This window comes from Spirosoma litoris (assembly GCF_054776755.1).
Genome location: NZ_BAAHBI010000011.1, coordinates 44,389 through 70,125 on the forward strand (window position 1 = coordinate 44,389; position 25,737 = coordinate 70,125).

Consider the following 25,737-nt stretch of genomic DNA (forward strand, 5'->3'; position numbering starts at 1 on the left):
ACGAGAAATCAAAAGTGGTAATCAACGCCAAAACTCATACCAGCAGAAGTCGGGTGAGTTTGCACCTGTGCCTCAGGCTGAGTCCCTAATCCCAACGAAGGCTGATAAACACCTGCCAGCGAAGCTGACCATTGCTGAGTAGGTCGATAGCGTAGGCGAGCCCCCATCGTAGCCGCCAGCGAAAGAGGACGGTAGACGCCATCCTTTGCCGTAACAACCACTTCATTACCCACTGTGTTTCGAACGAAAATATTGGTAATCAGCCCGCCGAGTACAGCTAAGCTGAGCCGTTTGCGAGGGCGAAGCTGGTAACCTACCTGAAGAGGTACCTGCATATACTGGTAATTATTCGTCAGAATCTGATGTATTGAACCGGCGTAATTTGCCTGTTGATAGGCATTGCCCGCACCATTAGTAAAAACGGGTGAAGCGGCTGCCAGATCATTACCTTGGAAGCTGCTTTTCAGCGCATCTACATACAAGTTCCCCGATGTTGTATTGCGTCCGGTAAGCGCTACAAGCGAGGCTGCTGATGTCTGAGCCGGTGTTTCAACGGTTGACCGTCCAGATAAGTAGCCAATCCCGGATTCTAACGACCACCGTTCGCTTAACTGAACACCAGCACCAGCCTGGTAAGCAACCGAAAAATTAGCCCGACTACTAATCGATGAGCCGGTTGTTGTATTTTTTGATGCATTCAGATTGGCATAATTCGCATTCGCAATGGAAGTCGTTTGTACGGCTACCATCGGGTTGAATGAACCGGGCATAACCGTGGCCGACGCCCAAACATCACGACTCTTTTGTTTGGATTTGAAGGTTTCTGGCGTTAGCGCCACCTCTGTAGGACGGTGCCAGACAATACGATGAATCTGACTTATATCACGAAAGCGCAATGATTTTCCTGAAAGAGGTTCAAAGCGGGCTATTTTCGATGAATTCGACGGTTCTATTGTTGTTGCTACTGTTCGGGCCGCAAAAGAATTAACAGACATAGACCCACCAGAAGCCAACGAAAGCGCCCCATTTTCGATACCTGGCGGTATTGATGAACTTTTAGTCCCCATCACAAGACTAGCTCTCATCGCCATGCGTTGACTAATAATCGATTGGTCTTTTGTATCCGTGTTAGCTTTGATCTGAGCCAGCACACGACTGGTTTGTTCGCCAATCGTCGATGCAGTTAACGAAGCATCCGAACCTACTCTCGCCGAAGACAAGCCTGATTTCTTAGTGGGAGTAACTTCAGGTGAAGACTGAGCCAATGCTTCGTCTACGTTCGTGCTTTTAGGCGTAAGCGTCTTGTTGTTTATCCGTTCGCTTGACTCGCTATGCTGGGCAATTGTAGCAGGTTGGTTGCTACCTACCTGAGCAGAACCAGCCCACCACCCAATTAGTAGTAATGTTACCGCAGCAGCCACGCCCATTCCCCAGGCAGCTGGTCGCGACGAAATCAGCCCCAATCCCCAGAGTGGTATTATCTTCGTGTCGTTAGACTCATCTAATCGACGTTCGATAGAATCCCAAACCCGAAGAGGAGGTGTCTCGGCGGCTTCATCGAATGCCTTCCGCCAGAAATCGTCCGGTCTATTTTTATCTAATTCGTCCATCTTCGTTATTCTTCACGAGTGTCCTTCGGCAGGATACCCATCTGCAAATCGTTTATCAGCTTGTAGTTTTTGTTGCAGTAGATTTCTGGCGCGGGCATATTGTGATTTAGATGTTCCTTCGGCAATGTCGAGTAACTCAGCAATTTCGGGATGGTTATAACCTTCAATTGCATATAAGTTAAACACGGTGCGACAACCGGGAGGAAGTTCCTGAATCAGTTGAAGCAAATATTTATAATTCAGCGCAGGCAAACTTTCGTCGGCCTGGGGTAGCACTGGGGCCAATTCCTGCACATCGCTGGTATGTTCCCAGGGCTTTTGTTTTCGCAAAAACTTCAACGCCGTATTAATCACGATCCGTTTTAACCAAGCTTCCAGCGGACATTCGAATCGGAAGGAGTCGATGTGCTGATAAACCTTTATAAACGCATCCTGTAATACATCTTCAGCTTCGTCAGGATCTTTGATATATCGTTTGCAAACGACAAAGAGCTTCCCGGCAAACCGCTCATAGAGCTGTCGCTGCACAATCCGGTCCTGCCGTCGGCATCCTTCGACTAATTGGTATTCATCCTGCATAGCAACGTTGACAACCCTATGACCGCACTCACTATCAAACAGTTGGAAGCGCGCATAAAAAAAACTATTTTCTTATTACAATTATATACGTTCTACGATAATTAATGCTTGATGTTTTATAGATACGTACCTTTGGTAAACTCCCTTAGCGCTTAAGAATGTATGAAACGTCGCAATGCATTACGTTACTCATTGGGTATCGGTTTGTCGACCTTACTGTATCCAGGCATGACTTACCCAGTTTTAACTAAAAGTAGGTTCAAAATTGGTGCCTGCGATTGGTCAATTGGTCCGACGGGCGATATAAATTCATTTAAAGTGGCTAAGCAAATTGGGCTGGATGGGGTACAGCTTAGTTTGAATACAAAGGCCGATCAGGACCATCTACGGCGCCCCGAAATGCAGCGTGCTTTCAAAGATGCGGCTAAACAGGCGGGCGTTGCCATTGGCGGTTTGGCTATCGGTTTGCTGAATGAAATACCGTATAAATCAGATCCTCGGACCGAACAATGGGTACAGGATAGCGTAGACGTAGCTCATTCGTTGGGTGTAAAAAACGTGTTGCTGGCTTTTTTTAGCAATAATGATCTGCGTAACGATCCAAAAGGAACCCAGGTTGTGATTGATCGGTTGAAAGCGGTTGCCCCCAAAGCCGAAAAGGCGGGCGTTGTTCTGGGTATCGAATCCTGGCTATCGGCGGCCGAACATATGGCTATTCTGGATGCCGTGGGTTCGCCAGCAATCCAGGTTTATTACGATGTCTGTAATTCTTCCGTAATGGGTTATCCTATTTTTGACGAAATTCGTACACTTGGTAAAAACCATATCTGCGAAATCCACCTGAAAGAAAACGACCATCTGCTCGGTCAGGGAATTGTTGATTTGTCAAAAGTTCGGCAGGTGATAGACGAAATTGGCTATACCGGCTGGTTGCAAATTGAAGGAGCTGTTCCGAAGGGTAAGCCGATGCTGGAAAGTTATATTGATAATAATAAGACGGTTAGAACGCTGTTTAGTTGATTTTTTATTGTTTCAAGTTTAAGGTTTCATGTTCCAGGTTGGCTGACGCAAAATCACTCCAGCGCATAACATGGCACGTGAAACCTTAAACCTGGAACCTGAAGTAAGTAACGAATGAAAACAATCTTTTCGCTGAATCCTTTCGCGCTCACTACAGTCGGTTTTTTGTATCTGGCGGGGCAAACGTTTCAATCAAATCCACAACTGAATCTGTCTCCAGATTTCGAGCAAAATCCGCACCGACACATTGCGACGGTGGCCGATTCAAACACACTTTATCTCCCCAACGATCTTGAAGCGACGCTCTGGGCTGAAGCCCCCATGTTTTACAACCCGACCAATATGGACATCGATGCCCGAGGGCGGGTCTGGATCACCGAAGCCGTTAACTATCGAAAATTCAATAATAAGCCCGAAAGCCGACTGAATCACCCGGAAGGGGAGCGTATCGTAATTCTGGAAGATACCAATGGTGATGGCAAAGCCGATGATAGCAAAGTCTTTGTAACAGACCCCGATTTGGTGTCACCTATGGGAATTGCAGTTATTGGTAATCGAGTTGTCGTTTCGGCCTCACCCAATCTGATTATCTATACCGATGAGAACGGCGACGATAAAGCCGATAAAAAGGAAATTATGCTGACCGGTTTCGGCGGATTAGATCACGATCACTCGCTCCATGCAGTTGTTGCCGGACCCGACGGAAGGTATTATTTCAACACCGGAAATGCTGGCCCACACATTGTTACTGATACCGAAGGCTGGACATTGCGTTCTGGTAGTTTGTACGTAGGTGGGACGCCTTACAATAAACTAAATCGGGGTAACCAGGTTAGCGACGATGGCCGAGTCTGGACGGGTGGAATGGCCTTGCGCGTTAATCCAGATGGTTCGGGCCTGAAAGTAATGGCGCATAATTTTCGGAATAACTACGAAACTGCGCTGGATTCGTACGGCAACATGTGGCAAAATGATAACGACGACCAGGTGGTTGCCTGCCGCACAAGCTGGTTAATGGAAGGTGGAAATGCGGGCTATTTCAGTAGCGATGGTACCCGCTACTGGCAGGGTGATCAACGGCCCGGTCAAACGGTTCCAACCGCCCACTGGCACCAGGAAGATCCGGGGGTTATGCCTTCCGGAGATATTACAGGTGCGGGCTCGCCTACGGGAATGGTTATGTATGAAGGCGATGAGCTTGGGCCACAGTACCGGGGTATGCTGCTCAGTGCCGAGGCTGGGCGTAATGTGATTTTTGGCTACAAACCAGAGCCGATGGGGGCAGGTTATCGACTTCCGCGCACCGATTTCATCAGTTCGTTTCCCGAAGTAGACCCAAATTACAAATGGGATGCGGTCGAAAATGATACGCGTAAATGGTTTCGGCCTAGCGATGTAGCGGTTGGTACAGATGGAGCCATTTACATTGCCGATTGGTATGATCCAATTGTAGGAGGTCACCAAATGCAGGATCATAAAGGTTATGGGCGGATTTATCGCATAACGCCTAAAGGCAAGAACCTAAAAGCGCCAAAAATTGATCTTCGAACAACGCAGGGTCAAATTGCAGCCCTTCTGAATCCAGCCGTTAACGTGCGAATGCTGGGCTTTGAGGCCTTGCGCGAACAGGGCGAAAAGGTTATTGAGCCGGTTATGGCGTTGCTTTCCTCGCCAAATCAGTTTTATCGGGCACGAGCGATTTTTCTGCTGGCTCAACTCGGTGCTGAAGGACAATTTGAAGTAGAACGACTTTTAAAAGCGGTTGATGCACCTGTTCGGGTTGCGGCACTTCGGGCCTTGCGAAGTATAACGCCCGAAAATTCTAAATCCATTCAGTCGTTGACGGCTTCGCAAAAGGCGCTGTTGCCGCTGTTGGGGAATCTGGCAACGGATCGGAGTCCTGCTGTTCGGAGGGAAGTGGCAATTGCCTTACGCGATGTTCCCTATGACGAATGCCGATTTATGCTGATGAATTTAGTGAAAGGTTACGACGGTCAGGATCGGTGGTATCTGGATGCCCTGGGGAAAGCGGCAGATGGAAAAGAGGAAGCCTTGTTCTTCAACCTGCGCCAAACCATGCCCGAAAATCCAGTCAACTGGGATCAGAAAACGGCTAATCTCGTTTGGGAGCTACATCCACCATCGGCTGTGACCATGCTAAAAAAACGAGCTGAAGCTTCCTCCCTGACGGCTGATGCCCGAAAGCAGGCTATTGTTACAATAGGTTTTATTAAAAGCGAATCCGCTGCTAAGGCAATGGCTGAGTTGTCGAAATCAGCCGATAAAGACGTGGCTGAACAAGCGTTGTATTGGCTGAATTTCCGACGCGGTAACGACTGGGCCAAATTCCTGAATTGGGATGAAGTGATGCCAACCAAGGTGTCGGACGAAGAACAGAGAATGTTAACCAATCGGCAGGTGCTTTTGGATGAATACAAGACCGATGCCGAAAAACGAAAAGTCGCCCTGGAAATGGCCCGTGACGCTGAAGGTGGCAAAATTCTGGTTGGGCTGGCCGCCGATAAAAAGCTCTCGGATAAATTAATAAAGGCTGTAGCGCCAACGATTCTAAAAAATTCCGATCAGACCGTTCGGACAATGGCGAAAGAATATTTCTTGCCCAAACCTGAAGTAGTCGTAGCAAAAGAGTCTACCGCTGTTGAAGCTGCTCCCTTGCAGGCCGTGCCGTCAACCCCAACGTCAGTTCCGACACCAGCTCCAACTGCTACCCCAACAGCTCCCGTTGTGCTGGCGACTGCCAGTAGTTCGGACCCTGCCATTGCTCAGGTTGCTATGTTAACGGGCGACGGGCAAAATGGCCTAACGATTTTCAAAGCCAACTGTGCTACCTGCCATCGGCACGGTGAATTTGGAGCCGACGTTGGTCCTGAACTGACGCAGATTCATCAGAAATTCGATAAAAACGGGTTATTAGATGCCATCATTCACCCGAATGCAGGTATTGCCTTCGGCTACGAACCCTGGCTAATCACGACGAAAAAGGGAAATACCTATTACGGTTTTTTAGTAAGCGACAATGAGCAGGCTGTGGTTATCAGAGGCATAAAAGGACCCAAACACACAATTCCTGCCGATGCTATTTTCTCTCGAAAACAATATAAAACCAGCCTCATGCCTGACCCTACAGCGATGGGCTTATCGAATCAGCAACTAGCTGATTTAACGGCGTTTTTGTTGAAGCAGTAGGGTTAATTTTCTATGTGGTGTCGGTTATTAGTAACCGACACAGGAAGGTTTCTCAAAACCTAACGAATGAAAGTAGGTTTTGAGAAACCTAAGATGGCAGATGCTTACATCTACCATCACGAAGTCGTGGAATGATTTGCTGAACTAATCTTTAACCGTATAGCCCAGCTTTTTTAAATCCGCTGCGCTTAGGTTGAGCACGTTCACATCCAATTTGATGGGTGATAAGGGTGTGTCGGTAGAATCGGTTTTAACGGCAACAATCGCATCAACAACCTCCATCCCCTTAAAAACCTGACCGAATACGGTGAATTTATCGTCGAGCCGATGTTCGCCCTTTTTGTTTTGCACAATATAAAATTGACAACCTGCCGAGAGCATTTGCGGGTTATTATCACGTCCGGCACCAACCGCTCCATAAATGTGCCGAATGGTCGGTCTGAATTCTGGTTTCAGTAGATAAGGCGAATCAGCAAAACCGGCTGGCGTATCAGGGCAGCCACCTTGTGCAACGAAATTATTGATAACCCGATTGAAGGTAAGCGTATCCCAATAGTTTTGATTCGCCAGTTTAATGAAGCTTGCCTTATGGTTGGGCGTTTCGTCATACAGCCAGAAAAGTATCTCGCCTTTATTAGTTTTAATCTGCCCGATTGGATATGTTTTTTCGGGCTTTGGTGGAGTGTGTAATGTGACGAGGTAAGCGATGAATAGTAAGATGTTGGGCATAAGATTGATCGTTGGCTAGTAGATAAGGCTAAAGATACTGAATGGATAGTATTAAACCCTTTCCACTAAACCAGAGTCATAGTGACAAACGTTGTGAAAAAACAGCACGCTGTTCATCTATCCCAACGATTGCTTTTTAATATCAACTATGCACCAGTTCCTGACACTTTTTATAGCCCTATTTACCTTGGCCGCACCAGAACAACCTAAGCCACAACCCGACTATGCCCGAGATTGGAAACGCGCTGACTCGCTGGCGGGCAAAGGACTGCCAAAATCGGCGCTGGAAATCGCCAATCGCATATACAAAGAAGCCAAGGGCCAGAAAAATTATCCGCAGCTAGCAAAAGCCGCTATAGCCCGGATGATTTTTCGTAGTAGTTCCGATGAGGACGCGTATGTCGAATTGATTCAGTCGCTGCGGACTGATGTTCAGGAAACCCCCAAACCTGCTAAGTCTGTGTTAGAGTCGGCATTGGCTGAGGTGTACTGGCGTTATTTTCAGCAAAACCGCTACAAATTTTATAATCGAGCCACGGTAGGTGCGGGAAATGCAACACCGCAAAAACCAACGACTCCAGCGGACTCGACCAACAATTTTACCACCTGGGATGCCCCACACCTGGTTGAAGCGGTTACGTCGGCCTATCTCGCTTCGGTTCAGCCAAGTGAGTTACTCCAGAAAACGCCCATCGCTACGTATGATGCGCTCCTGGAAAAAGGCGATCCCGAAGCACGATTACTATGGCCTACGCTGTACGACCTGTTGGCGCATCGCGCTATCAGTTTTTTCCAGAATACCGAACCTGATTTATTAAAACCCGTTTTTCGGTTTGAGTTAGATCAGCCAAATTACTTTGCGGCTCCTGAGGCATTTATCAAGCTGTCAATTCAGAGTCTGGATTCATTATCAGGACGTTATCAGGCACTGCGGCTGTACCAACAACTGCTGGCGTTTCATGTATCGGATGCTACGCCAGATGCACTCGTCGATGCCGACGTTTTGCGCCTGGCATTTGTACACCGAACTAGTAGTTTGCCAGAACGGGATTCACTCTATCGAAAAGCCCTTGAAACGCAAATTACCCGGTTTAAAAATCAGCCATCCGAAGCCGTTTACGCCTACCAACTGGCTGAGTTTCTGACAAACTATGGAAATCCTGTTCGCCCGCTGGACGATAGCGATGAGCCAACCTCAGAGCCCATAAAGCCCAATCCTTCCCGCTGGAACCGGAAGCAGGCTGCCGACATTTGCCGGGATTTGGTCAAGCGGTTTCCCAAAACGATGTCGGGCAAACAAGCGGCTCAATTATTGTACCGACTCCTGCTACCTACTTATTCCGTTCAGGTTGAGCAGGTGAATAGTCCGGAGAAGCCATTCCGGGCCCTGTTGACTTATCAGAATGTGGCAAAGGTCACGTATCGAATTGTTCGGGTATCCGCTTCGTACGTACAGACGTATCGAGACAATTATCCGAATGAGGAACAGAAGAAAAAACTATACAGCGCGTGGCTAAAACGTACGGCTGTCGTAGAAAAGAGTGTTGCGTTACCAGACGATGGCGATTTGAATCAACATTCGGTTGAACTACCGTTGGCGGGCTTACCGATAGGCCATTATCTGCTGCTGGCAACGACGGATAATGCGTTTCAGGAGAAAACCGAGTCCGTTCAATATGCAGTCTTTACCGTCTCGGCGTTAAGTTATTTTTCGGGCCAGTTAGCTACTGCCCAATCAAGACAGCTTACGACCGTATCCGTAACCAATCGAGTAACGGGTGAGCCAATCAAAAAGGCTTCCGTTTCGATTGTAGGCGCCACAAATCGGCCTTCTATTGCTGGAAAACGGTTTATAACCGACGACAATGGACAGACGAAGATTCAGCCGGGCGATATGCCTTCGCAGGCAAATTTCTACTACTTAATTACCAATGGGTACGATTCGCTTTTGTCGGATCAGCAATATTTTTATCGATACAACGATGGGCAACCAGCGGAACAGGAGCAGACCTATGCCAAGTTGTTCACTGATCGGGCCATTTACCGGCCTGGTCAGCTTATTTATGTGAAAGGGTTGCTGTATGCAGGCAAAGAGAATGTGTTTGCCGTTCGTTCTAGTCAGGATGTTACGCTCGATTTTCTGGATCAAAATGGCGAACGGATTGCCACGCAAACGCTAAAAACGAACGAGTTCGGTACGTTCAACGCCAGCTTCACAGCCCCCGTTGGTCGGTTGACAGGCGAAATGATAGTACAGACGCCCTACGGAAGCACTAGTATTCGGGTCGAGGAATATAAACGCCCAACCTTTGAGGTGAAAATTCAGCCCATAAAGCAGGCATTCAAGCTAGGTCAGACGGTTGAGCTTTCTGCTGAGGTAAAAACATTCTCGGGAGCCGTTGTCGATGGGGCCGATGTGCGTTATCGGGTTGTTCGGAAACTTCGTCCGCGCTGGGATTGGGGGTATTGGGGCCGGAATATAAGCCCACGAAATAACAATCAGGCCGAAATCGTGAACAGTACTGCCAAAACAGATGCGCAAGGCAACCTGCGTATTTCGTTTACGGCGACTCCTGATCGTGACCAGGCTCGGGAGAGCAACCCGATTTTTGATTTCGACGTAACGATTGATGTAACAGACAAGGCCGGAGAAACGCGTAGTGCCACCCAAACGCTACGTATTGGCTACTCGGCGTTGCAAATTAGTCTGGCTATTCCGGCGCAGATTGAGAGCGATGTTCCAGCGAGCTTTCCGGTTCGTATCACCAATCAATCGGGCGAGAAGGTATCGGCAACGGGGCAGTTGAAAATTTACCGACTTCAACCCCCAACCCGGCCGTTGCGGAATCGGTTGTGGAGCAGGCCCGATCGTCAACTGCTGAGCAAAGCGGAGTTCGAAAAGCTATTCCCGAACGACGTATTCGCGAATAAAAACGATCCGCGCTCCTGGCCAAAGGGCGAAATGGTTCAACAGCAAACCATCACAAGCCCCGCCGACTCGCTTATTAAGCCCGATCTAAGCCGATTCACGCCCGGCGAATATGTAGCGGAATTAACCGTTACGAGTGCGAGTGGCGAAAGCACAAAAGAGCAGGCCTTTTTTGCGTTTGTGAACGACAAGCAGCCGACTGCTTCGGCCCGTATCGACAGCTGGGTGCAGGTTCGTAAAGCCACTGCCGAACCGGGCGAAGAAGCCATTTTCTGGGTGGGTAACAGTCAGCCTGGCTGGGTATTGATGACCGTGGAAGAAAATCAGAGAGTTACCCGGCAGGAATGGCTGAAAACGGATGGTCGGCCTCGGCGCGTAACCTTGCCCGTTACCGAAAAGCAGCGTGGTGGGTTTGGGGTACAGTTTACGATGGTTCAAAATGGGCGAATGTATCAGAAATCGCAGACGATTAATGTGCCTTTCTCCAACAAGGAACTCCAGATCGAAACGCAAACTTTCCGTACTAAACTCAAACCCGGTGAGCGTGAAGAGTGGACGTTGAAAATCGGTGGGTTAGATAAAGCGCCTGCCGAATTGGTGGCCACGTTATACGATGCTTCCCTGGATGTATTTAATCGACTCGACTGGCCCACCTCGTTCTATCAACTGTACTCGCCCGGTTTCAACGAATGGCAGTCAAGCAGCTTTGGTATTCAGTCGGCCAATACGCTCTTTTATCGCACTAAACCTGAGCCATCGGTGCCCATTCGCAACTATGACCGATTGACGGGTGGATTACGTGGGCAAGGCATGGATCTTCAGTATCTGGGCCGACCGTATGCCACCGGTATGTCTATCAGGGGCGGGGCGATGGCTAAAATGAGTGTGGCGGCTGCCCCAATGGCAGATGCCGCTCCTGCGGCACGGACCAAAGCAGAGGGAATGAGTTTTGCGGAATTGAAACAGGCTGCCAATAGCGAATCGAATCCGCAATCAACTCAAGCCCCACTTATCAACCCACGTACAAATTTCAACGAGACAGCTTTCTTTTTATCACAACTCAAAACCGACGAGCAAGGGCGGGTTATCCTGAAATTCACGATGCCCGAAGCACTCACGCGTTGGCGGTTGCTGGCCTTTGCCCATACGAAAGACCTAAAAACAGGTACGTTGGAGCGTGAGATTATTACGCAGAAAGAGTTGATGATTACGGCTAACTCGCCCCGGTTCCTGCGCGAAGGCGATACCATTCGGGTAACAGCCCGCATCAATAACCTAAGCGAAAAATCATTGCCCGTAACCGCAAGCCTTACCTTGCTGGATGCACTTACGGGTGAGCCTATTAATCAGAAACTTAAACTCGCCAGCGCCCAAACGGTGGTTAACGTGGCTGCCGGACAAGGGCAGGCCGTGGGCTGGACGTTAATCGTACCGGCCAATCTGGAGGCTGTAACCTGCCGCTTTACCGCTCAGTCGGGTACGTTTACGGATGGCGAAGAATTTACAGTGCCCGTGCTGCCTAATCGGATGCTCGTAACAGACTCTCAGCCGTTTTGGGTGAATGGCCATGAGACGAAAGAATTTGAGCTTAAACCGCTTACGGGCCTCAATCCAGAGCTGCCTGTACAACACGAACGCTTGACGGTAGAGGTCACGAGCAACCCAAGTTGGTACGCGCTGCAATCGTTGCCTTACCTGATGGAGTACCGTTATGAGTGCGCTGAGCAATTGTTTAGTCGGTTGTATGCCAATAGTTTAGCGACACAAATTGTGGCCAGTAAGCCAGCGTTTAAGCAGGTAATTGCCGAATGGCAGAAAAATCCTCCTAAGAGCCCGTTAGAAAAAAATGAAGAGTTAAGGGCCGTATCGCTGGAAAATTCGCCCTGGCTGGCCGATGCACGTTCCGAAAGTGATCGGCAGGCGAAACTAGGGCAGCTTCTGGATGCTAACCGGATGGAGAGCGAGCAGTTGAGGGCGTTTGAGAAATTGAAGCAACTTCAACTGACCGGAGGAGGCTTTAGTTGGTTTGGTGGAACAATACCCAATTTGTCCATAACGCTGCATATCCTGAGCGGATTCGGCCATTTACAGAAATTGGGCGTCCAATTCCCCAAAGCGATGCAGTCAGAGTTAAGCGAGATGCAAACCAATGCCATTCACTACGCTGATGCCGAAATGAAGCGTTGGGTTGATGAGCAGAAGAAAGAAGAACAAAAAACGAAAGATAAACGGATTGCACCCTGGTATTTCTCGGCAACGCAATACCTATATGCCCGTAGCTTTTACCTCGATAAACCTGTGGATAAAACTGTGCTGGCCTACGTTAAAAAACGCGTAGCGGACGACTGGTTAAATCAGAGTTTACAGGGACAGGCCCTGTCGGCAATGGCATTAAATCGCTTTGGCGATACAAAAACAGCCAACGGTATTGTAAACTCAATGCGCGAACGGTCGCGAAAGTCCGAGGAGATGGGTATGTACTGGCCGGATAATCAGAGTGGTTTATATTGGTATCAGACACCCATTGAAACACAAGCCTATCTGATCGAAGCATTCGACGAAATCAACCCGATTCAGGCCGAAGTCGATGATATGAAACGCTGGTTGCTTCGGCAGAAACAGACGCAATCGTGGTCATCGACTAAGGCTACTACCGAGGCCATATACGCATTGCTGCTTCGAGGAAGTGACTGGTTGGGTATGGGCGTTACAACGCAGGTTAGCCTGGGTGGGCAACCCATCGAAAGTCGCGTGACAAAGGCCGATGCGATTACCGGCTACGAAAAAGTGACCTACTCGTCCTCCGAAATCAAACCGGCAATGGGTGTAATTCAAATCACGAAAAAAGCAGACGGGCCAGCTTGGGGTGCTTTATACTGGCAGCATTTCGAACCACTGGATAAGGTCATGCCTGGCAGCGCGGGTTTATCCGTTCAGAAAACTCTATATGTACAGCATGATTCACCAAGTGGCCCGGTTATAACACCCGTAACGCAACAAACAAGCCTGAAGCCTGGCGATCTGATCAAAGTTCGATTGGTCTTAAAGACCGATCGGGCAATGGAATATGTTCACCTGAAAGATAGTCGGGCATCGGGCTTTGAGCCCATTGCGGTCTTGTCGGGTTATAAATACCAGAACGGCCTGGGGTATTACGAATCACCCCGTGATGCCAGTACCGATTTCTTTATGGATTACTTGGCCACTGGCACGCACGTATTTGAATATGACTTGCGGGTTGCCCAAACCGGCGATTTCTCCGCGGGGGTTGCTACCGTACAATGTTTCTATGCACCCGAGTTCTCGGCGCATTCGACAGGAGGGCGGGTGAAAGTGAAGTAGTAAGGCGGGTTTCCACTCGCGTTACTACTTTTTCTCTAACTCGAATAACCAGGTTTTGGCCAGTTGCTGAGCCACAGAAGTAGCCTCTGCACCAGCGCGAAAACACCGTTTCCAGTTGTCGGGTTTTTGTTCGTAGGAGGGATTTACGAAATACTTTTTACCAGAACGGTCTGTAAGTTTAGCGGTAAAATCAACCCCGGCCGACTGTTCCAGAAACAGGCTGAGTTGTTTATGAATCAGGATACCAGGATCGGCAGGATAATCGACTTCCCATTTTTTTAGTTTTTCCTGATACTCGGCTTCCGCATATTTATTGAGCTGGTCAACAGATTCCCGTTTCATTAGCATTGGACTTGTACCCGATTCCATTTCGGCAATCATCTTTTCCTGCTGTTGAATCGCGCCCTGTATTGACTTTTGCGTGGCCGCATCCAGCTTTGCCATCGATGCTTTTGTCTCAGCCAGCCCTTTTTTCATCTCAGTGATCTGGGCTTTCTGTTCTTTTTGCACCTGTTCATAGCTTTTAGCATCCGATGTTGGTTTGGCATCTGATCGCCAGGTAGCATACCGTTTTTTAAAATCATCGGTTTTTGTGTAGGATTTAGCAAAGCTGACAACGCCATTAACCACGCTTGCCCGTTGCGAAACCGCTAGTTTACGGCAAGCGGCTGGTATCGATAGATAGCCTGAAGTTATTCCGTTAAAGACAGTCTCCTCGGCCTGGGAGTGAGTTAGGCCAATGTCTGACAGAACATCTGCTGTCCGATAAGCCAACAAACCTACCAGACTCAGAATAAGTAGTTTTTTCATGATAAACAGGTAGATGTATGTGGGATTACTTGCCTAAATCAAGTACAGAATGGCACTGAATAGTCACCTGTATTTTTACGCCTGCTTTTGTTGTCCCTTCAATAGTGGAGGTCGTATTGTTGCCTGAACCCGAAAGACTGGCAGTTCCTTTGCCTCCCGAATCTGTACCTCCGAATGAGGCTGGTAGTTTGCCAAACTCATACTTGACTCCGCCGATCAACTTCCCAAATCGTATGGATAGATAACAATCTGCGGTGCCACCCGATGCCGCTTTTTTAGCATCGCTAATAATAAGTTGGACACTGGTTAAACCCGTTGCGGCTCGGGTAGAGTATTGGTTACCAAACGAGTTAGTACCCGTCGCGTTGCGCGAACAGGTTGTTTCAGTGGATTTCAAATTATAGGTACCAGCGTTTGGGCCACCTGTAACAACAACTTTAATATCTGAGCCATCCATCGGACGGATAGGGGTAGTAGCGTTGGCAATAACGGACACAGCAAGGCCAGCTACTGCCAGAAGTAGTTTGCGGAAATGCATGAAAAGAGATTGGGCTTAAAGGAGTTTTATGATAAAGAAGAGTGGGTCACTAATGAGGTTTTGCTACTCTTTTTTGTCATTCCGACGGCAGGAGGAATCTTAAAGTCCCTTATTAGTCAAGCGTAAGATTCCTCCTTACGTCGGAATGACAAAAGTCTAGATACTAACTAGTTACATTTTCACAAACTCCACCCGACGATTCTGAGCTTTGCCTTCAAATGTGGCATTGTCGGCAATTGGTTTTGTCTCGCCATAACCTTTGGCCGTTAGGCGACCCGCGTCTACGCCCATGCTGACAAGTTGTGTTTTAACCGCGTCGGCACGTTTTTGGGATAGCGTCAGATTGCTGGCGTCTGAACCATCTGCATCCGTATAGCCACCCACTTCAAATTTTGAACCGCTGTTTTCGCTCAAAAACTTGTAAATGGCATTGATCTCGCCCATGCTTTCGGGTTTAATATTGGCTTTGCCATAGTCGAAATTGATACCGTGCGAGACGTATTTCCCTTCCCCAAATTTCTGCCCGATCAGGTTAGCACCACCGCCTTCGGCAATGCGTACGTTTTTAAAAATAAGCGGCTCTTCCTGCGTAGCAATACCACCAAAAATGATGCGGCTGGGTACAGCTGTATTCTGCGGTACAGTTAATACTCTAAACTGATCGATATACATCTTGATGCTACGACCTTTCAGAATGAAAGCAACGTGGTGCCAGCGATTATTGAAGTTTTCATACTTTAGCTCTTCAGGCATACTTCCGGCCAGCGTTCTGGATTCATCATTGACCATATACGTGGCTGAAGCTCCGTCACGGTCGGCCTGGCACTTAATTACCTCACGCCCTTCTGCATCTTCAAACCAAAATTGTAAACCATAGGCACCGGGTGTCTGATAATAATCGTACTCCAGCGTGAATTCTTTAGGCAGATAGTTTTTCTCTTTCATTAACGGAGCAACCTTGCCATAGTTGCCATCGGTAATTTTCATGACCAGCCCATCGCCCGATTTATTCAGAATCGCCTGTCCGCCTAATAAATCCCAATGCTCGGCAAATTCGCCGTCCTGATCGGTATGGAAGTCGTCCTCAAAAATGATTTTGTTGCCGGGTATAAAGTCGTAATTCGCATACGATCTCATACTTACGGGTTTGGCTGGCTCCGACGGCCCAGCTCCATTAGTACTGGGTGTATTTTTTGTTTGATCATCGGGATTAGTGGTTGGTGCCTGAGGGCTTCCGCTTGTCTTCTTTCCCCCGTTTTTTACACCTTCTTCAACTTTATCCAGTCCTTTGTTTATGCCCTGATCAATTTTTTGGTTAGCCCGGTTTGTAGCGGCATTGGCGGCCCGGTCAAGAATATTGCCGAATTGAGCGAAAGCCGGACTGACAAATAACGTAGCGATTAACAGTGTTACTAATGTTTTCATTGTCGTTTAAAAAATGACAGAGTTGACGGACACAAACATACTCTATGGGCTTAGCCAGCGCTAAACGCCCGTGTAACATTGTTTTGCTGGTATGTAACAGCCGATAAAAATAGCTCTGTTTCAATCGGTTCGGCTGGCTAATTGAGTGATCGGTTCATAATCACTTGGCAATACGCCAAACTGTTCCTTAAAACTTTTTGAAAAATATGATAAGCTCTCGAAACCAACGGTAAAGGCAATTTCGGAGACTGTTGCTGAGCGGGCTGCCAGCAGGTCGGCGGCTCGTTGCAGGCGAACATGGCGCACAAATTCCGTTGCCGATTGGTTGGTCAGCGATTTCAGTTTGCGATGAAGCTGCATTCGACTGAGATTTAATTCATCGGCAAACTGCTCCGCCGAAAATGAACTCTCGCCCAAGTGATGTTCGATGATACGAATCGCGTTTTGCAGAAAAATTTCTTCGGCCGACGAAACCTGCATATTGGTTGGTTTCAGGTATAATTCCCGGCTGAATCGTTCGCGAAGCTTTTGCCGTTGTGTCAGTAGATTTTCGACACGAGCAGCTAGTTCTAAAGGGTTAAAAGGTTTCGCCAGATATTCATCAGCCCCCCCGCTGAAGCCCTCAATCCGATTTTCAGTAGACGCTTTGGCCGTGAGCATAATGACTGGAATGTGATCGGTGGTGGGTTGTGTTTTTAGCGTTTTACAGAATTCCACGCCGTTCATGATTGGCATCATCCAGTCGCAGATAACAATATCTGGAATAGCCTGGGTAGCTTGATTTAGTCCATCTTGCCCATCTACCGCTTCGATGATCCGATAGGTAGGTATCATGATCTGACGAATGTATTGACGCACGTCGGCATTATCGTCAATGATCAGCAGCAGCGGTAAGTCAGTTCGATTGCCATCGTTGGAGTCAAAAACGGCTTCTAGCGACTCATCTTGTATCGGTAACTCAGGTTCAGATAAATGGCTATTATGCGTTGTTTTCTCAATAGTATGTTCGATAAACAGGTCTATCGAAGCGGCCCAGGTTTCGGCATCGACGGGTAACGTTACGGTAAATGTTGTTCCCTGTCCAACCTGGCTTTCGACCGAAACCGAACCTTTTAAGACACTCACCAATTCACGTACCAGAGCAAGTCCGATACCTGTGCCTTCTACGTTTGTTGACGAATTGCCAGCTACCGCATCGGTGGACCGTTGATAAAATCGCTCAAAAATCCGCACCTGCTGATCGGCTGGAATACCAATGCCCGTATCCTGAATCTGAATCACTGCCTGTTTGTCGGCCGAGGTGTCTAGTTGAACAAGAACTGCACCCTTGGCAGGAGTAAACTTCAAGGCGTTTGCTACCAGATTCGTAACGATTTTTTCGACCTTATCCTGGTCGAAATAGGCCAAATCGAACAAATGACTTTTGGCCAGGAAGGATAATTGGATGGATCGGCTAGCTGCCAGTGAAGAGAATGAACCCGTTAGCAATCGAAGCCACTCGGTAAGGTTGCCTGGTTTCACATCAGGTTGGAGTTGTCCCGCATCTAACTTGCTCAGATCGAGTAGTTGATTGACCAAGGCCAGTAGTCGCGATGCGTTTCGATGCATCAGTTGATAAGTAGGGTAGGCCGGGTTCTTCTGTAACAAGTCGGTTAGTGGGCCAAGAATCAGGGTGAGTGGTGTACGGAACTCGTGAGAAATATTGGTAAAAAACTGCGTTTTGAGTTGGGCCAATTCTCGTTGCTCACGTTCACGGATGACTTCTTGTTCAATGGTAATCTTCTGAATTTCAGTTTGTTGGTTCTTGTAGCTTAACCCAAGCGAGAAGCAAAGTAATTCGAGTAAAATCCCAATGTTAAGAAAGAATAAGGGACTGAATAGATTACCATCATCATTGGGCATGGTAAATGAAAGCACCATCGACACTAAGCCTAAAAAGAGTAACAGTGCAGACCCTGTTACGAAATAATAGTATAGTTGATTGCGCTGCTCCCAGGCTTTAGTTATACCGTAAACAGAAACGATGGCCACGCCCAACCGCATGATGGTATGGACCCACTCATGAGCCGCTGCGCTAGTCCAGTCATTGAAAAACAGGCAAACAAGTAATTCGGCTGCGACATAAGTCAGCAGAACAATTTCCGTCCAGCGAAATAACCAGAATACACGTGGGACTAATCGGCGCAGATCTAAAAATGCGTCAGCGAAACGATAGTAAAAGACATAAGCTAACATTGGGAAGCCTATTCGCCCAAAAGGATAAATGACGGTCTCAATTCGAGCATCGCCGAATGTCCAGAGTACTCTGAAAAAAAAATAACTGATCCAGCAAAGGGCATAGGCTGTGTAATAGCGATAGACTTTCTCGCCGGTCATGAAGGCTTGTGCACCGATGTACAGCGTCATCATGCCAACCCCACCCAGAAAAACCAGTATAAATTCTTCGAAAGACATGCGGATTACTAACGCCGTAATGATCAAACCTACGAAGAATCAGCTGTTTGCGATTAGCTTAATTGAATTTTAATGTGCTGATAAATACCTACTTAAATAATGGCAATCGCTTCTAGCTCAATACCAAATCCATAATGAAGCGGAGAGCAGGGAACAACTGAACGTGCTGGTCGGTGGTCACCAAAAAATTCGGCATACAGTTGGTTTACGGTACCCCAGGCACTAATATCGGTGATGAAAATAGAGACTTTAAGAACCTGCTCCCGTTTACTACCCGACGCTTGCAGAATGGCGTCAAGATTAGCCAGTATCTGCTCGGTTTGTTCGGCAATACTAGTTTCATTCAATTTCTGACCTGCTGGTGTAATCGGCAAAATACCTGACAAATAAACGAGTCCGTTATGGACTACAGCCTGCGAATAATGGCCACCGGGCACTGGTGCATCTGAAGTTTGAACAAATGTCATGGCAGTTCTTACAATTTTTATGGTGAAACCTACGGAAAAATGACGATCCTTAAAAACAATGAATGCCGCAACCTGGGGCGCGGCATTCGTATGTTCAGACAGATTGTTGGTTAGACGATTGCGTCGATCAACGCTGTCACAATAGAAACCAAAAAGCTAAATAACAGCGCAGCAATAAAGCCAGAGACATGGAAACTCGGTATTAAATAAGCTGTTAAATAAACCATCATGACGTTTAATACCAGTAAAAATAGCCCCAGCGTCAGTATGGTAATCGGGATAGTCAGAACCGTCAGAATTGGCTTAATAAAGGCGTTTAGAAAGCCTAATACAATGGCAACCATCAGATAAGTACCGGCTCCTCCTGAAACAGAAACGCCTGGAATAAAATAAGCCGCTATCCAAACGGCTACTGCGCTGATAAGGATACGAATAATCAGTCCCATAGGAAAGTGAGTGTTTGGTGAATAACATGATGCAGGCACCCCTGTGATGCCCACCCTTGTTGAACAGACAAACCGCAAAGCCGAATTATTGTTTGACATGGCGGGCCTGTAATACGGCCACAATATCGTCTAAATCAATATTTTTCTGCTCAAGCAACACCAGAAAATGGAATAATAAATCGGCGGCCTCCCCTTTAAACAGGTCATCGTTATTGTCTTTGGCCTCAATCACAAGCTCAACGGCTTCTTCGCCAACCTTTTGAGCAATCTTATTGACTCCCCGATTAAACAGTGTTGTCGTGTACGATTTCTCGGATGGATTAACTTTTCGGTCGTGAATGATACCTTGTAAGTAATTGAGAAACTGGCCCCCGGCTGGAGTGCCCCCAGCTGGTTTATTTACCTCATCGAAACAGGTATCGGCCCCTGTATGGCAGGTTGGCCCGGCAGGATTGGCTTTAATCAGCAACGTATCGCCGTCGCAGTCGACCAGAATCTCTTTGACGTGCAGAAAATTATTTGACGTTTCACCCTTCGTCCAGAGCCGCTGTTTGCTGCGGCTAAAAAAGGTTACAACATTTTCGGCTGTGGTTTTGTCGTACGCTTCACGATTCATATAGCCCAGCATCAGGACTTTGCCCGTTTCGGCATCCTGAATGACAGCGGGAATCAGCCCATCGGGCGATTTATCGAAATTAATCTCGGAATTCATGCTGCAAAGGTAAACCGTTATGCGCGAATCGTCTGCACAAATGCCTGGATGCTCTCGGGCGATGTACCTTTTTCGGTTAAATGCCGAATGAACGCGCTCCCGACAATGGCTCCGTTAGCATAGTTGCTAGCCGTGTCGAAGGTTTCGTGATTGTTGATGCCAAAACCAATCAGACGAGGGTTTCGTAGGTTCATGGCGGCAATGCGCTCAAAATAAGCCTGCATGGTGCTGCTAACGCCTTTTACGGAACCCGTAATACTCGCCGACGAAACCATATAGATAAATCCGTCAGATTCGGCGTCGATAAACCGAATACGCTCTTCCGATGTCTGCGGGGTAATGAGGTTAACGTTCAAAATACCGTACTCGTTGAAGATGGGGGCATACTCGTCTAGAAATAAATCCAGCGGGAGGTCAGGCAGAATAACGCCATCAACGCCAACTTCCTGGCACTTCTTACAGAAATTTTCGACGCCAAACTGCAAGACAGGATTAATATAGCCCATCAATAAAATAGGTACGGTTACTGGATCCGCTCCCTTTCGGCAATCGGCCAATTGAGAAAACAGCGTTTTTAACGACATGCCGTTATTTAGGGCCTTGTCATTACTCTGTTGTATCGTTTCCCCATCGGCAACGGGGTCGGAGTAGGGCATTCCGATTTCAACGATATCGACACCGGCAGATTGTAAACCGCGTAGAATCGACACGGTATCAGTAAGATTGGGAAAGCCGGCAGTAAAATATACATTCAGCAACCGTTCACGTTTACGAGCAAACAGGTCGGTGATGCGGTTTTTAGTGAGTTCTTGTGTCATTGGTGGTCACTTTTTGTCATTCCGACGATAGGAGGAATCTCAAGCTTGACTAGCTAAAGAATCGCGATTCCTGCTATCGCCAGAATGACAAAAACTACTATAAATGCTTTGAATACGTACTTAAATCTTTATCGCCACGCCCTGACAGACAAACGACTACGACATCGTCTGATTTAAGATTCATTTTCTCCAGGGCTGCTAAGGCGTGAGCCGATTCGAGAGCCGGGATAATGCCTTCGAGCTTGCTCAGTTGAAAGCCAGCCTGTAGTGCTTCGTCGTCTGTGATGGCGTAAAAATCACCCCGGCCCGATTCGAACAGGTGGGCGTGAAGGGGGCCAATGCCCGGATAATCCAGACCTGCCGAAATGGAGTAAGGCTCAACAACCTGACCATCTTCGGTTTGCATCAGAATGGTCCGGCTGCCGTGTAACACACCTGGCTTGCCCAGTGCCGTTGTGGCAGCCGAGTGGCCTGAGGCAACGCCTTGCCCAGCAGCTTCGGCGGCTACCAGTCGAACAGATGGCTCATTGAGGTAATGGAAGAATGCGCCAGCGGCATTGCTGCCACCCCCCACACAAGCCACAACATAATCCGGGTTCTCGCGACCTGTTTTGGCAAAAAGCTGCTTCTTCACTTCCTGCGAAATAACGGACTGAAACCGCGCCACCATATCTGGGTAGGGGTGAGGCCCAACTACCGAACCGATGATATAGTGCGTATCGACTGGGTTATTAATCCAGTGGCGCATGGCTTCGTTCGTAGCATCTTTGAGCGTCTGACTACCCGATGTTGCCGGAACGACCGTCGCTCCCAGCATCCGCATCCGGTCGACATTGGGCTTCTGGCGCTCCATGTCGATGCTGCCCATGTAGACAATGCATTCCAGACCCATCAGGGCGCAAACCGTTGCCGTTGCCACACCATGTTGACCAGCGCCTGTTTCAGCAACAATACGTTTCTTGCCAAGCCGTTTCGCGACCAGAATCTGCCCAATCGTATTGTTGACTTTATGTGCGCCGGTATGGCAAAGGTCTTCGCGCTTGAGGTAGACGGTTCCGCCAACTTTCTCAGACAATCGTTTGGCTAAGAACAAGGGAGTAGGACGGCCAACGTAATCTTCAAGCAATTGCCAGAACTCAGCCTGAAAAGCTGGATCAGCTATGATATTCAGGTAATTCTGGCGTAATTCTTCGACGTTTGGATAAAGCATTTCGGGAATAAATGCTCCACCGAAATGGCCGTAAAATCCTTTATTAGATACCTCAAATGAGGTTTGGGGTTCTAGGGTAGTTTGCATTGTTACTCTACTAAGTTCAATATAATATTTCCTGATCCATTACTTGGTAAGTATCTTCCCAAGGGAATTTCCCCATTTTATCTGGGTAGACACATTGTAGAAATGGGATTCTTTCTTCATCATAAAAGACCATAGCTTGTCCCAGATAATCCTGATACGTATTCTCTGATATTTGCTTAAATACACAATTGTAATTTTGCAATATATCGCTGTAGCTCTGGTCTGCTTGTCTGTTAATGCCTTTCCTTACATCATTGCCTATATCATTAAGTATCTGATGGCCAATTTCTTTTCTAAGACCTGAAATAATTATTTCGGGATGGCCAAACGTAGCATATAAGCCAACTGTATAAGCGAAAGTTGGTAAGGTTTTATCAATTATATTGTATACGATCCACCCATGCAGTTTTACATCTTTCTCTATCTTCTCTTTACGAGTCATCAGGTGCAGTTTTGATAGATACGAAGGAATTATTTACAGTTTCTCTCTTCCTCTAATATTGCGTCCATTCGTCGATTTTCTTCATCTGTAAACTCAGGAAAGACACGATTGAAAGGTTCTCTTACAGCTGTTGCTTCTAAGAAGCGCTCTACTCCCCAACGGCGAATATCTTCTGGTTTATAGAAATTTAACTGCCCCCTTTTCATAGGAGGAATCTCATCTTCAATAAGCTTCGTCGTTTCCATTAGCGTTGTTGTTTAGGTAGTTAACAAGATTGGCATTGGAAAGATTTTAGCGTTTCCCTACACCGTCTCTTCCTCTTCAACGGGTCGTACGCGGTCGATCAATTCCTTCACTTTGGCAACGTCTTTCACGCCGGGTGCAATTTCTACCTGGCTGTTGACATCGACTCCGTAAAGCTTCATGCCTTTTAAGGTCGCCAGCTGATCGAGGTTGTCCAGGCCAATGCCACCACTGATGAAAAATGGTTTCTCGTTATCATACCGGCTCAGGATGCTCCAGTCAAACGTGTGGCCGTTGCCGCCGGGTTGATCGCCTTTGGCATCGAACAGGAAGAAGTCGCATTGCGCTTTATAGTTGTTCAGCATCGAAAAATTGAATGACTCATCGACCCGAAATGCCTTGATGATGTTAATGCCCCGGTTTCGCAGACTCCGACAGTATTCGGGTGTTTCATTTCCATGCAGCTGCACATACTGAAAATCGTACTTTTTAACTGACCGAAGAATAAAATCCGGACTGGCGTTGACAAACACACCCACTTTCCGAATTGATCGGGGAAGGGCTTTTACAACCGCTTCATCTAAATCGTCTCCCACAAAGCGTGGCGATTGATCGTAGAAAATAAATCCTACAAAATCGGGATGCAGGGCGGCAATCTCTTTCAGGTTGTCGGCGTCGCGTAGACCGCACACTTTGATTTTCATGAGTTGTACAAGTTTGTAGAAGTGATCATGCGTGAAGTAAAATCAGTGACTAATGTTTGCAGAGCTGAGGCTGGGTCTTGCGTTTTCATGAACGCTTCGCCAATCAGGAAACCATCGAAACCCGCCCGGAACAGGTTAAGCATCGTTTCGGCATCGTGCAAGCCACTTTCAGTAATCTTAGCAAACGTATCGGGAATTCGTTCAACCAACTGGAGCGACGTATCGACCGAGGTTTTGAACGTTTTAAGATTCCGGTTATTAACCCCTACTAAATCAATGTTTGGATTTAGGCTTCGGTCCAATTCTTCTTCATCATGAACTTCGAGCAGCACCTGCATACTCAAATCGTGCGCCTGTAGGCTGAGTTCGGCTACCTCTTCTGGCGTCAGGCAGGTGGCAATAAGCAAAACCAGATCGGCACCCCAGGCCTTGGCTTCAAGCAACTGATAACGGTCTACAACGAAATCTTTGCGGAGAATCGGCGTATTGGGGTTCGCTAATCGTGCTGCCTGCAAATCGGCAGGGGTTCCGCCAAAGAAAGGCTCATCGGTGAGAACCGACAGCACAGCCGCACCCGCCCGCACATAACCCTGCGTGGTTTCGGCTACATCGGCTTTATCGTTGATAATACCTTTGGATGGTGATTTTCGCTTGAACTCAGCAATAATGCCTGTCGAGTGTAAATCCTGAACCGCATCGCGCGAAGACAGGCAGATGCGGTTAAAGTTAGGCATCTGTTCCAGTACCGATACGGGGGTCGCTTCTTTTCGCTGGGCTACTTCGATTCGTTTTTGGGCAATTATTTCGTCAAGAATCGTCATTTTAATCTGTAAAACGGAATGGTATTCCGTTTAGCCGCTAGGCTAATTTTTATGTCTATTTAATTAGCCTGACGGCTAAACGGAATACCATTCCGTTTTACATTATCAATTTTTTAAAAGCCGCTAACGCCCGCTTACTTTCCAAAGACTCCCGAGCCATCGCTACAGCTTCTTCGCGGGTAGTTGCCTTTCCGGCTGCCAGCAACGCCATCGCCGAATTGGCCAGAACCGCCTGCTTTTGCGGTAGAGTTGCTTCGTCATTCAGCACGTTCATGAAAATCTGTGCCGATTCATCCAGCGTCTGTCCGCCTGCCAGCGATTCGGGCGTTAAGGCGCTAAACCCCAACTGCTCGGGTTCCAACACCTGTTCGGTCTGATTACTAATGACTTTGAAGGGGCCCGTCAACGAAATCTCGTCGTAACCATCCAACGCATGCAAAATCATGAACCGCTTGTCGGTTTGCTGATAAAGGTACGCATATAATCGCGCCAATTCAAGGTTAAAGACGCCAACAAGCTGTTTAACAGGCTTTGCCGGATTTATCATCGGGCCCAAAACGTTGAAAAATGTCTTCACACCGAGGTCCCGGCGGATGGGTGCCACGTTTTTCATAGCTGGGTGAAACAGGGGAGCGTGCAGGAAGCAAATGCCTGACGTTTCCATTTTTCGCTGTAATTCGCCCACGTCGTTCGTAAATCGGTACCCTAATTTTTCCATTACGGTAGAGGAACCGACCAACGATGACACCCCGTGATTGCCGTGCTTGGCCACGCGCTGCCCAGCCCCCGCCACTACAAATGAGGACAGTGTTGAGATATTAAACGTGTCTTTGCCATCGCCCCCGGTGCCGCACAAGTCCATAGGATCATAAGCGGCAAGGTCTACAGGTAAACACAGCTCAAGCATCGCGTCACGAAATCCTTCGAGCTCTTCCAGACGCAAACTTCGCATCATGTAAACCGTTAAAAACGAGGCAATTTGGGCCGGGTTATATTCTCCCCGACCAATACCCAGCAATACTTCACGCGCCTGGTCTTTGGTAAGATGCTTGTATTCGAAAAGGTGATTTAAAATCGCTTTCATTCTTGATATAATGAGTGAATGAGCGAAAGGGTGAATGAGTGAAAGTATGTCAGCCACTCT

20 protein-coding genes are annotated in these 25,737 nt (G+C 47.7%); 3 read left to right on the forward strand and 17 right to left on the reverse strand.

What is annotated here, in order from left to right; translation table 11 throughout:
• Positions 1 to 8: 8 nt before the first annotated feature.
• Positions 9 to 1,610, reverse strand: coding sequence for a hypothetical protein (locus tag ACYVGR_RS10210; protein WP_460956174.1), 1,602 nt, complete (start codon positions 1,608 to 1,610; stop codon positions 9 to 11).
• A gap of 12 nt (positions 1,611 to 1,622) precedes the next feature.
• Positions 1,623 to 2,189 carry an RNA polymerase sigma factor gene (locus ACYVGR_RS10215; RefSeq protein ID WP_460956176.1) on the reverse strand — a complete coding sequence of 189 codons (567 nt, stop codon included), beginning with the start codon at positions 2,187 to 2,189 and terminating at the stop codon, positions 1,623 to 1,625.
• 162 nt (positions 2,190 to 2,351) lie between these two features.
• Between ACYVGR_RS10215 and ACYVGR_RS10220 the strand changes: the two genes are divergently transcribed.
• Both ACYVGR_RS10220 and ACYVGR_RS10225 read left to right on the forward strand, forming a co-directional pair.
• Positions 2,352 to 3,209, forward strand: a complete 858-nt coding sequence (locus ACYVGR_RS10220) for a sugar phosphate isomerase/epimerase family protein (protein WP_460956178.1) — start codon at positions 2,352 to 2,354, stop codon at positions 3,207 to 3,209.
• Positions 3,210 to 3,323: 114 nt separating this feature from the next.
• Positions 3,324 to 6,416 carry a PVC-type heme-binding CxxCH protein gene (locus tag ACYVGR_RS10225; protein ID WP_460956180.1) on the forward strand — a complete coding sequence of 1,031 codons (3,093 nt, stop codon included), beginning with the start codon at positions 3,324 to 3,326 and terminating at the stop codon, positions 6,414 to 6,416.
• A gap of 144 nt (positions 6,417 to 6,560) precedes the next feature.
• Here the strand turns inward: ACYVGR_RS10225 and ACYVGR_RS10230 are convergent, their stop codons facing one another.
• Entirely contained in the window at positions 6,561 to 7,145 is a 585-nt protein-coding gene (locus tag ACYVGR_RS10230) for a peptidylprolyl isomerase (protein WP_460956182.1), read from the reverse strand.
• Between the two features lie 148 nt (positions 7,146 to 7,293).
• Here ACYVGR_RS10230 and ACYVGR_RS10235 point away from each other — a divergent pair, with 148 nt between their 5' ends.
• Positions 7,294 to 13,416: an alpha-2-macroglobulin family protein gene (locus tag ACYVGR_RS10235; protein ID WP_460956184.1), complete on the forward strand. Its 6,123-nt coding sequence runs from the start codon at positions 7,294 to 7,296 to the stop codon at positions 13,414 to 13,416.
• 24 nt (positions 13,417 to 13,440) lie between these two features.
• Here the strand turns inward: ACYVGR_RS10235 and ACYVGR_RS10240 are convergent, their stop codons facing one another.
• From ACYVGR_RS10240 to trpD, 14 genes are all read right to left on the reverse strand, one after another.
• Complete coding sequence (locus tag ACYVGR_RS10240) at positions 13,441 to 14,226, reverse strand: hypothetical protein (protein WP_460956186.1); 786 nt, start codon at positions 14,224 to 14,226, stop codon at positions 13,441 to 13,443.
• Positions 14,227 to 14,251: 25 nt separating this feature from the next.
• A complete protein-coding gene (locus tag ACYVGR_RS10245; RefSeq protein ID WP_460956188.1) occupies positions 14,252 to 14,764 on the reverse strand; it encodes a hypothetical protein in 513 nt (170 codons plus the stop codon).
• Positions 14,765 to 14,935: 171 nt separating this feature from the next.
• Positions 14,936 to 16,189, reverse strand: coding sequence for an OmpA family protein (locus ACYVGR_RS10250; RefSeq protein ID WP_460956190.1), 1,254 nt, complete (start codon positions 16,187 to 16,189; stop codon positions 14,936 to 14,938).
• Between the two features lie 120 nt (positions 16,190 to 16,309).
• On the reverse strand, positions 16,310 to 18,643 hold the full coding sequence (locus ACYVGR_RS10255; protein ID WP_460956192.1) for an ATP-binding protein: 2,334 nt from the start codon (positions 18,641 to 18,643) through the stop codon (positions 16,310 to 16,312).
• Between the two features lie 92 nt (positions 18,644 to 18,735).
• The gene (locus tag ACYVGR_RS10260; protein ID WP_460956194.1) at positions 18,736 to 19,110 is read right to left on the reverse strand and encodes a RidA family protein; all 375 of its coding nucleotides are present in this window, start codon (positions 19,108 to 19,110) and stop codon (positions 18,736 to 18,738) included.
• A gap of 110 nt (positions 19,111 to 19,220) precedes the next feature.
• Positions 19,221 to 19,556 carry a phage holin family protein gene (locus ACYVGR_RS10265; protein WP_182459386.1) on the reverse strand — a complete coding sequence of 112 codons (336 nt, stop codon included), beginning with the start codon at positions 19,554 to 19,556 and terminating at the stop codon, positions 19,221 to 19,223.
• An 85-nt stretch (positions 19,557 to 19,641) separates the two neighbouring features.
• Entirely contained in the window at positions 19,642 to 20,268 is a 627-nt protein-coding gene (hisIE, locus tag ACYVGR_RS10270) for a bifunctional phosphoribosyl-AMP cyclohydrolase/phosphoribosyl-ATP diphosphatase HisIE (RefSeq protein WP_460956197.1), read from the reverse strand.
• 17 nt (positions 20,269 to 20,285) lie between these two features.
• Entirely contained in the window at positions 20,286 to 21,086 is an 801-nt protein-coding gene (gene trpA / locus ACYVGR_RS10275) for a tryptophan synthase subunit alpha (protein ID WP_460956199.1), read from the reverse strand.
• Between the two features lie 97 nt (positions 21,087 to 21,183).
• Positions 21,184 to 22,383 (reverse strand): tryptophan synthase subunit beta, encoded by a 1,200-nt coding sequence (gene trpB, locus ACYVGR_RS10280; protein WP_460956201.1) that lies wholly within the window; start codon positions 22,381 to 22,383, stop codon positions 21,184 to 21,186.
• Positions 22,384 to 22,399: 16 nt separating this feature from the next.
• A complete protein-coding gene (locus ACYVGR_RS10285) occupies positions 22,400 to 22,825 on the reverse strand; it encodes a DUF4262 domain-containing protein (RefSeq protein WP_460956203.1) in 426 nt (141 codons plus the stop codon).
• Positions 22,826 to 22,854: 29 nt separating this feature from the next.
• Positions 22,855 to 23,070, reverse strand: a complete 216-nt coding sequence (locus ACYVGR_RS10290; RefSeq protein WP_460956205.1) for a hypothetical protein — start codon at positions 23,068 to 23,070, stop codon at positions 22,855 to 22,857.
• A 57-nt stretch (positions 23,071 to 23,127) separates the two neighbouring features.
• A complete protein-coding gene (locus ACYVGR_RS10295) occupies positions 23,128 to 23,772 on the reverse strand; it encodes a phosphoribosylanthranilate isomerase (protein WP_460956207.1) in 645 nt (214 codons plus the stop codon).
• Entirely contained in the window at positions 23,769 to 24,593 is an 825-nt protein-coding gene (gene trpC / locus ACYVGR_RS10300) for an indole-3-glycerol phosphate synthase TrpC (RefSeq protein ID WP_460956209.1), read from the reverse strand. Before trpC ends, ACYVGR_RS10295 begins: the two co-directional genes overlap by 4 nt.
• Positions 24,594 to 24,690: 97 nt before the next feature.
• The gene (gene trpD / locus ACYVGR_RS10305; protein ID WP_460956211.1) at positions 24,691 to 25,677 is read right to left on the reverse strand and encodes an anthranilate phosphoribosyltransferase; all 987 of its coding nucleotides are present in this window, start codon (positions 25,675 to 25,677) and stop codon (positions 24,691 to 24,693) included.
• Between the last annotated feature and the right edge of the window lie 60 nt (positions 25,678 to 25,737).

Bases quoted from the DNA above. Each gene is read 5' to 3' on its own strand.
- ACYVGR_RS10210 (WP_460956174.1), bottom strand. From the start codon at position 1,610: ATGGACGAATTAGATAAAAATAGACCGGACGATTTCTGGCGGAAGGCA.
- ACYVGR_RS10215 (WP_460956176.1), bottom strand. From the start codon at position 2,189: ATGCAGGATGAATACCAATTAGTCGAAGGATGCCGACGGCAGGACCGG.
- ACYVGR_RS10220 (WP_460956178.1), top strand. From the start codon at position 2,352: ATGAAACGTCGCAATGCATTACGTTACTCATTGGGTATCGGTTTGTCG.
- ACYVGR_RS10225 (WP_460956180.1), top strand. From the start codon at position 3,324: ATGAAAACAATCTTTTCGCTGAATCCTTTCGCGCTCACTACAGTCGGT.
- ACYVGR_RS10230 (WP_460956182.1), bottom strand. From the start codon at position 7,145: ATGCCCAACATCTTACTATTCATCGCTTACCTCGTCACATTACACACT.
- ACYVGR_RS10235 (WP_460956184.1), top strand. From the start codon at position 7,294: ATGCACCAGTTCCTGACACTTTTTATAGCCCTATTTACCTTGGCCGCA.
- ACYVGR_RS10240 (WP_460956186.1), bottom strand. From the start codon at position 14,226: ATGAAAAAACTACTTATTCTGAGTCTGGTAGGTTTGTTGGCTTATCGG.
- ACYVGR_RS10245 (WP_460956188.1), bottom strand. From the start codon at position 14,764: ATGCATTTCCGCAAACTACTTCTGGCAGTAGCTGGCCTTGCTGTGTCC.
- ACYVGR_RS10250 (WP_460956190.1), bottom strand. From the start codon at position 16,189: ATGAAAACATTAGTAACACTGTTAATCGCTACGTTATTTGTCAGTCCG.
- ACYVGR_RS10255 (WP_460956192.1), bottom strand. From the start codon at position 18,643: ATGTCTTTCGAAGAATTTATACTGGTTTTTCTGGGTGGGGTTGGCATG.
- ACYVGR_RS10260 (WP_460956194.1), bottom strand. From the start codon at position 19,110: ATGACATTTGTTCAAACTTCAGATGCACCAGTGCCCGGTGGCCATTAT.
- ACYVGR_RS10265 (WP_182459386.1), bottom strand. From the start codon at position 19,556: ATGGGACTGATTATTCGTATCCTTATCAGCGCAGTAGCCGTTTGGATA.
- hisIE (WP_460956197.1), bottom strand. From the start codon at position 20,268: ATGAATTCCGAGATTAATTTCGATAAATCGCCCGATGGGCTGATTCCC.
- trpA (WP_460956199.1), bottom strand. From the start codon at position 21,086: ATGACACAAGAACTCACTAAAAACCGCATCACCGACCTGTTTGCTCGT.
- trpB (WP_460956201.1), bottom strand. From the start codon at position 22,383: ATGCAAACTACCCTAGAACCCCAAACCTCATTTGAGGTATCTAATAAA.
- ACYVGR_RS10285 (WP_460956203.1), bottom strand. From the start codon at position 22,825: ATGACTCGTAAAGAGAAGATAGAGAAAGATGTAAAACTGCATGGGTGG.
- ACYVGR_RS10290 (WP_460956205.1), bottom strand. From the start codon at position 23,070: ATGGAAACGACGAAGCTTATTGAAGATGAGATTCCTCCTATGAAAAGG.
- ACYVGR_RS10295 (WP_460956207.1), bottom strand. From the start codon at position 23,772: ATGAAAATCAAAGTGTGCGGTCTACGCGACGCCGACAACCTGAAAGAG.
- trpC (WP_460956209.1), bottom strand. From the start codon at position 24,593: ATGACGATTCTTGACGAAATAATTGCCCAAAAACGAATCGAAGTAGCC.
- trpD (WP_460956211.1), bottom strand. From the start codon at position 25,677: ATGAAAGCGATTTTAAATCACCTTTTCGAATACAAGCATCTTACCAAA.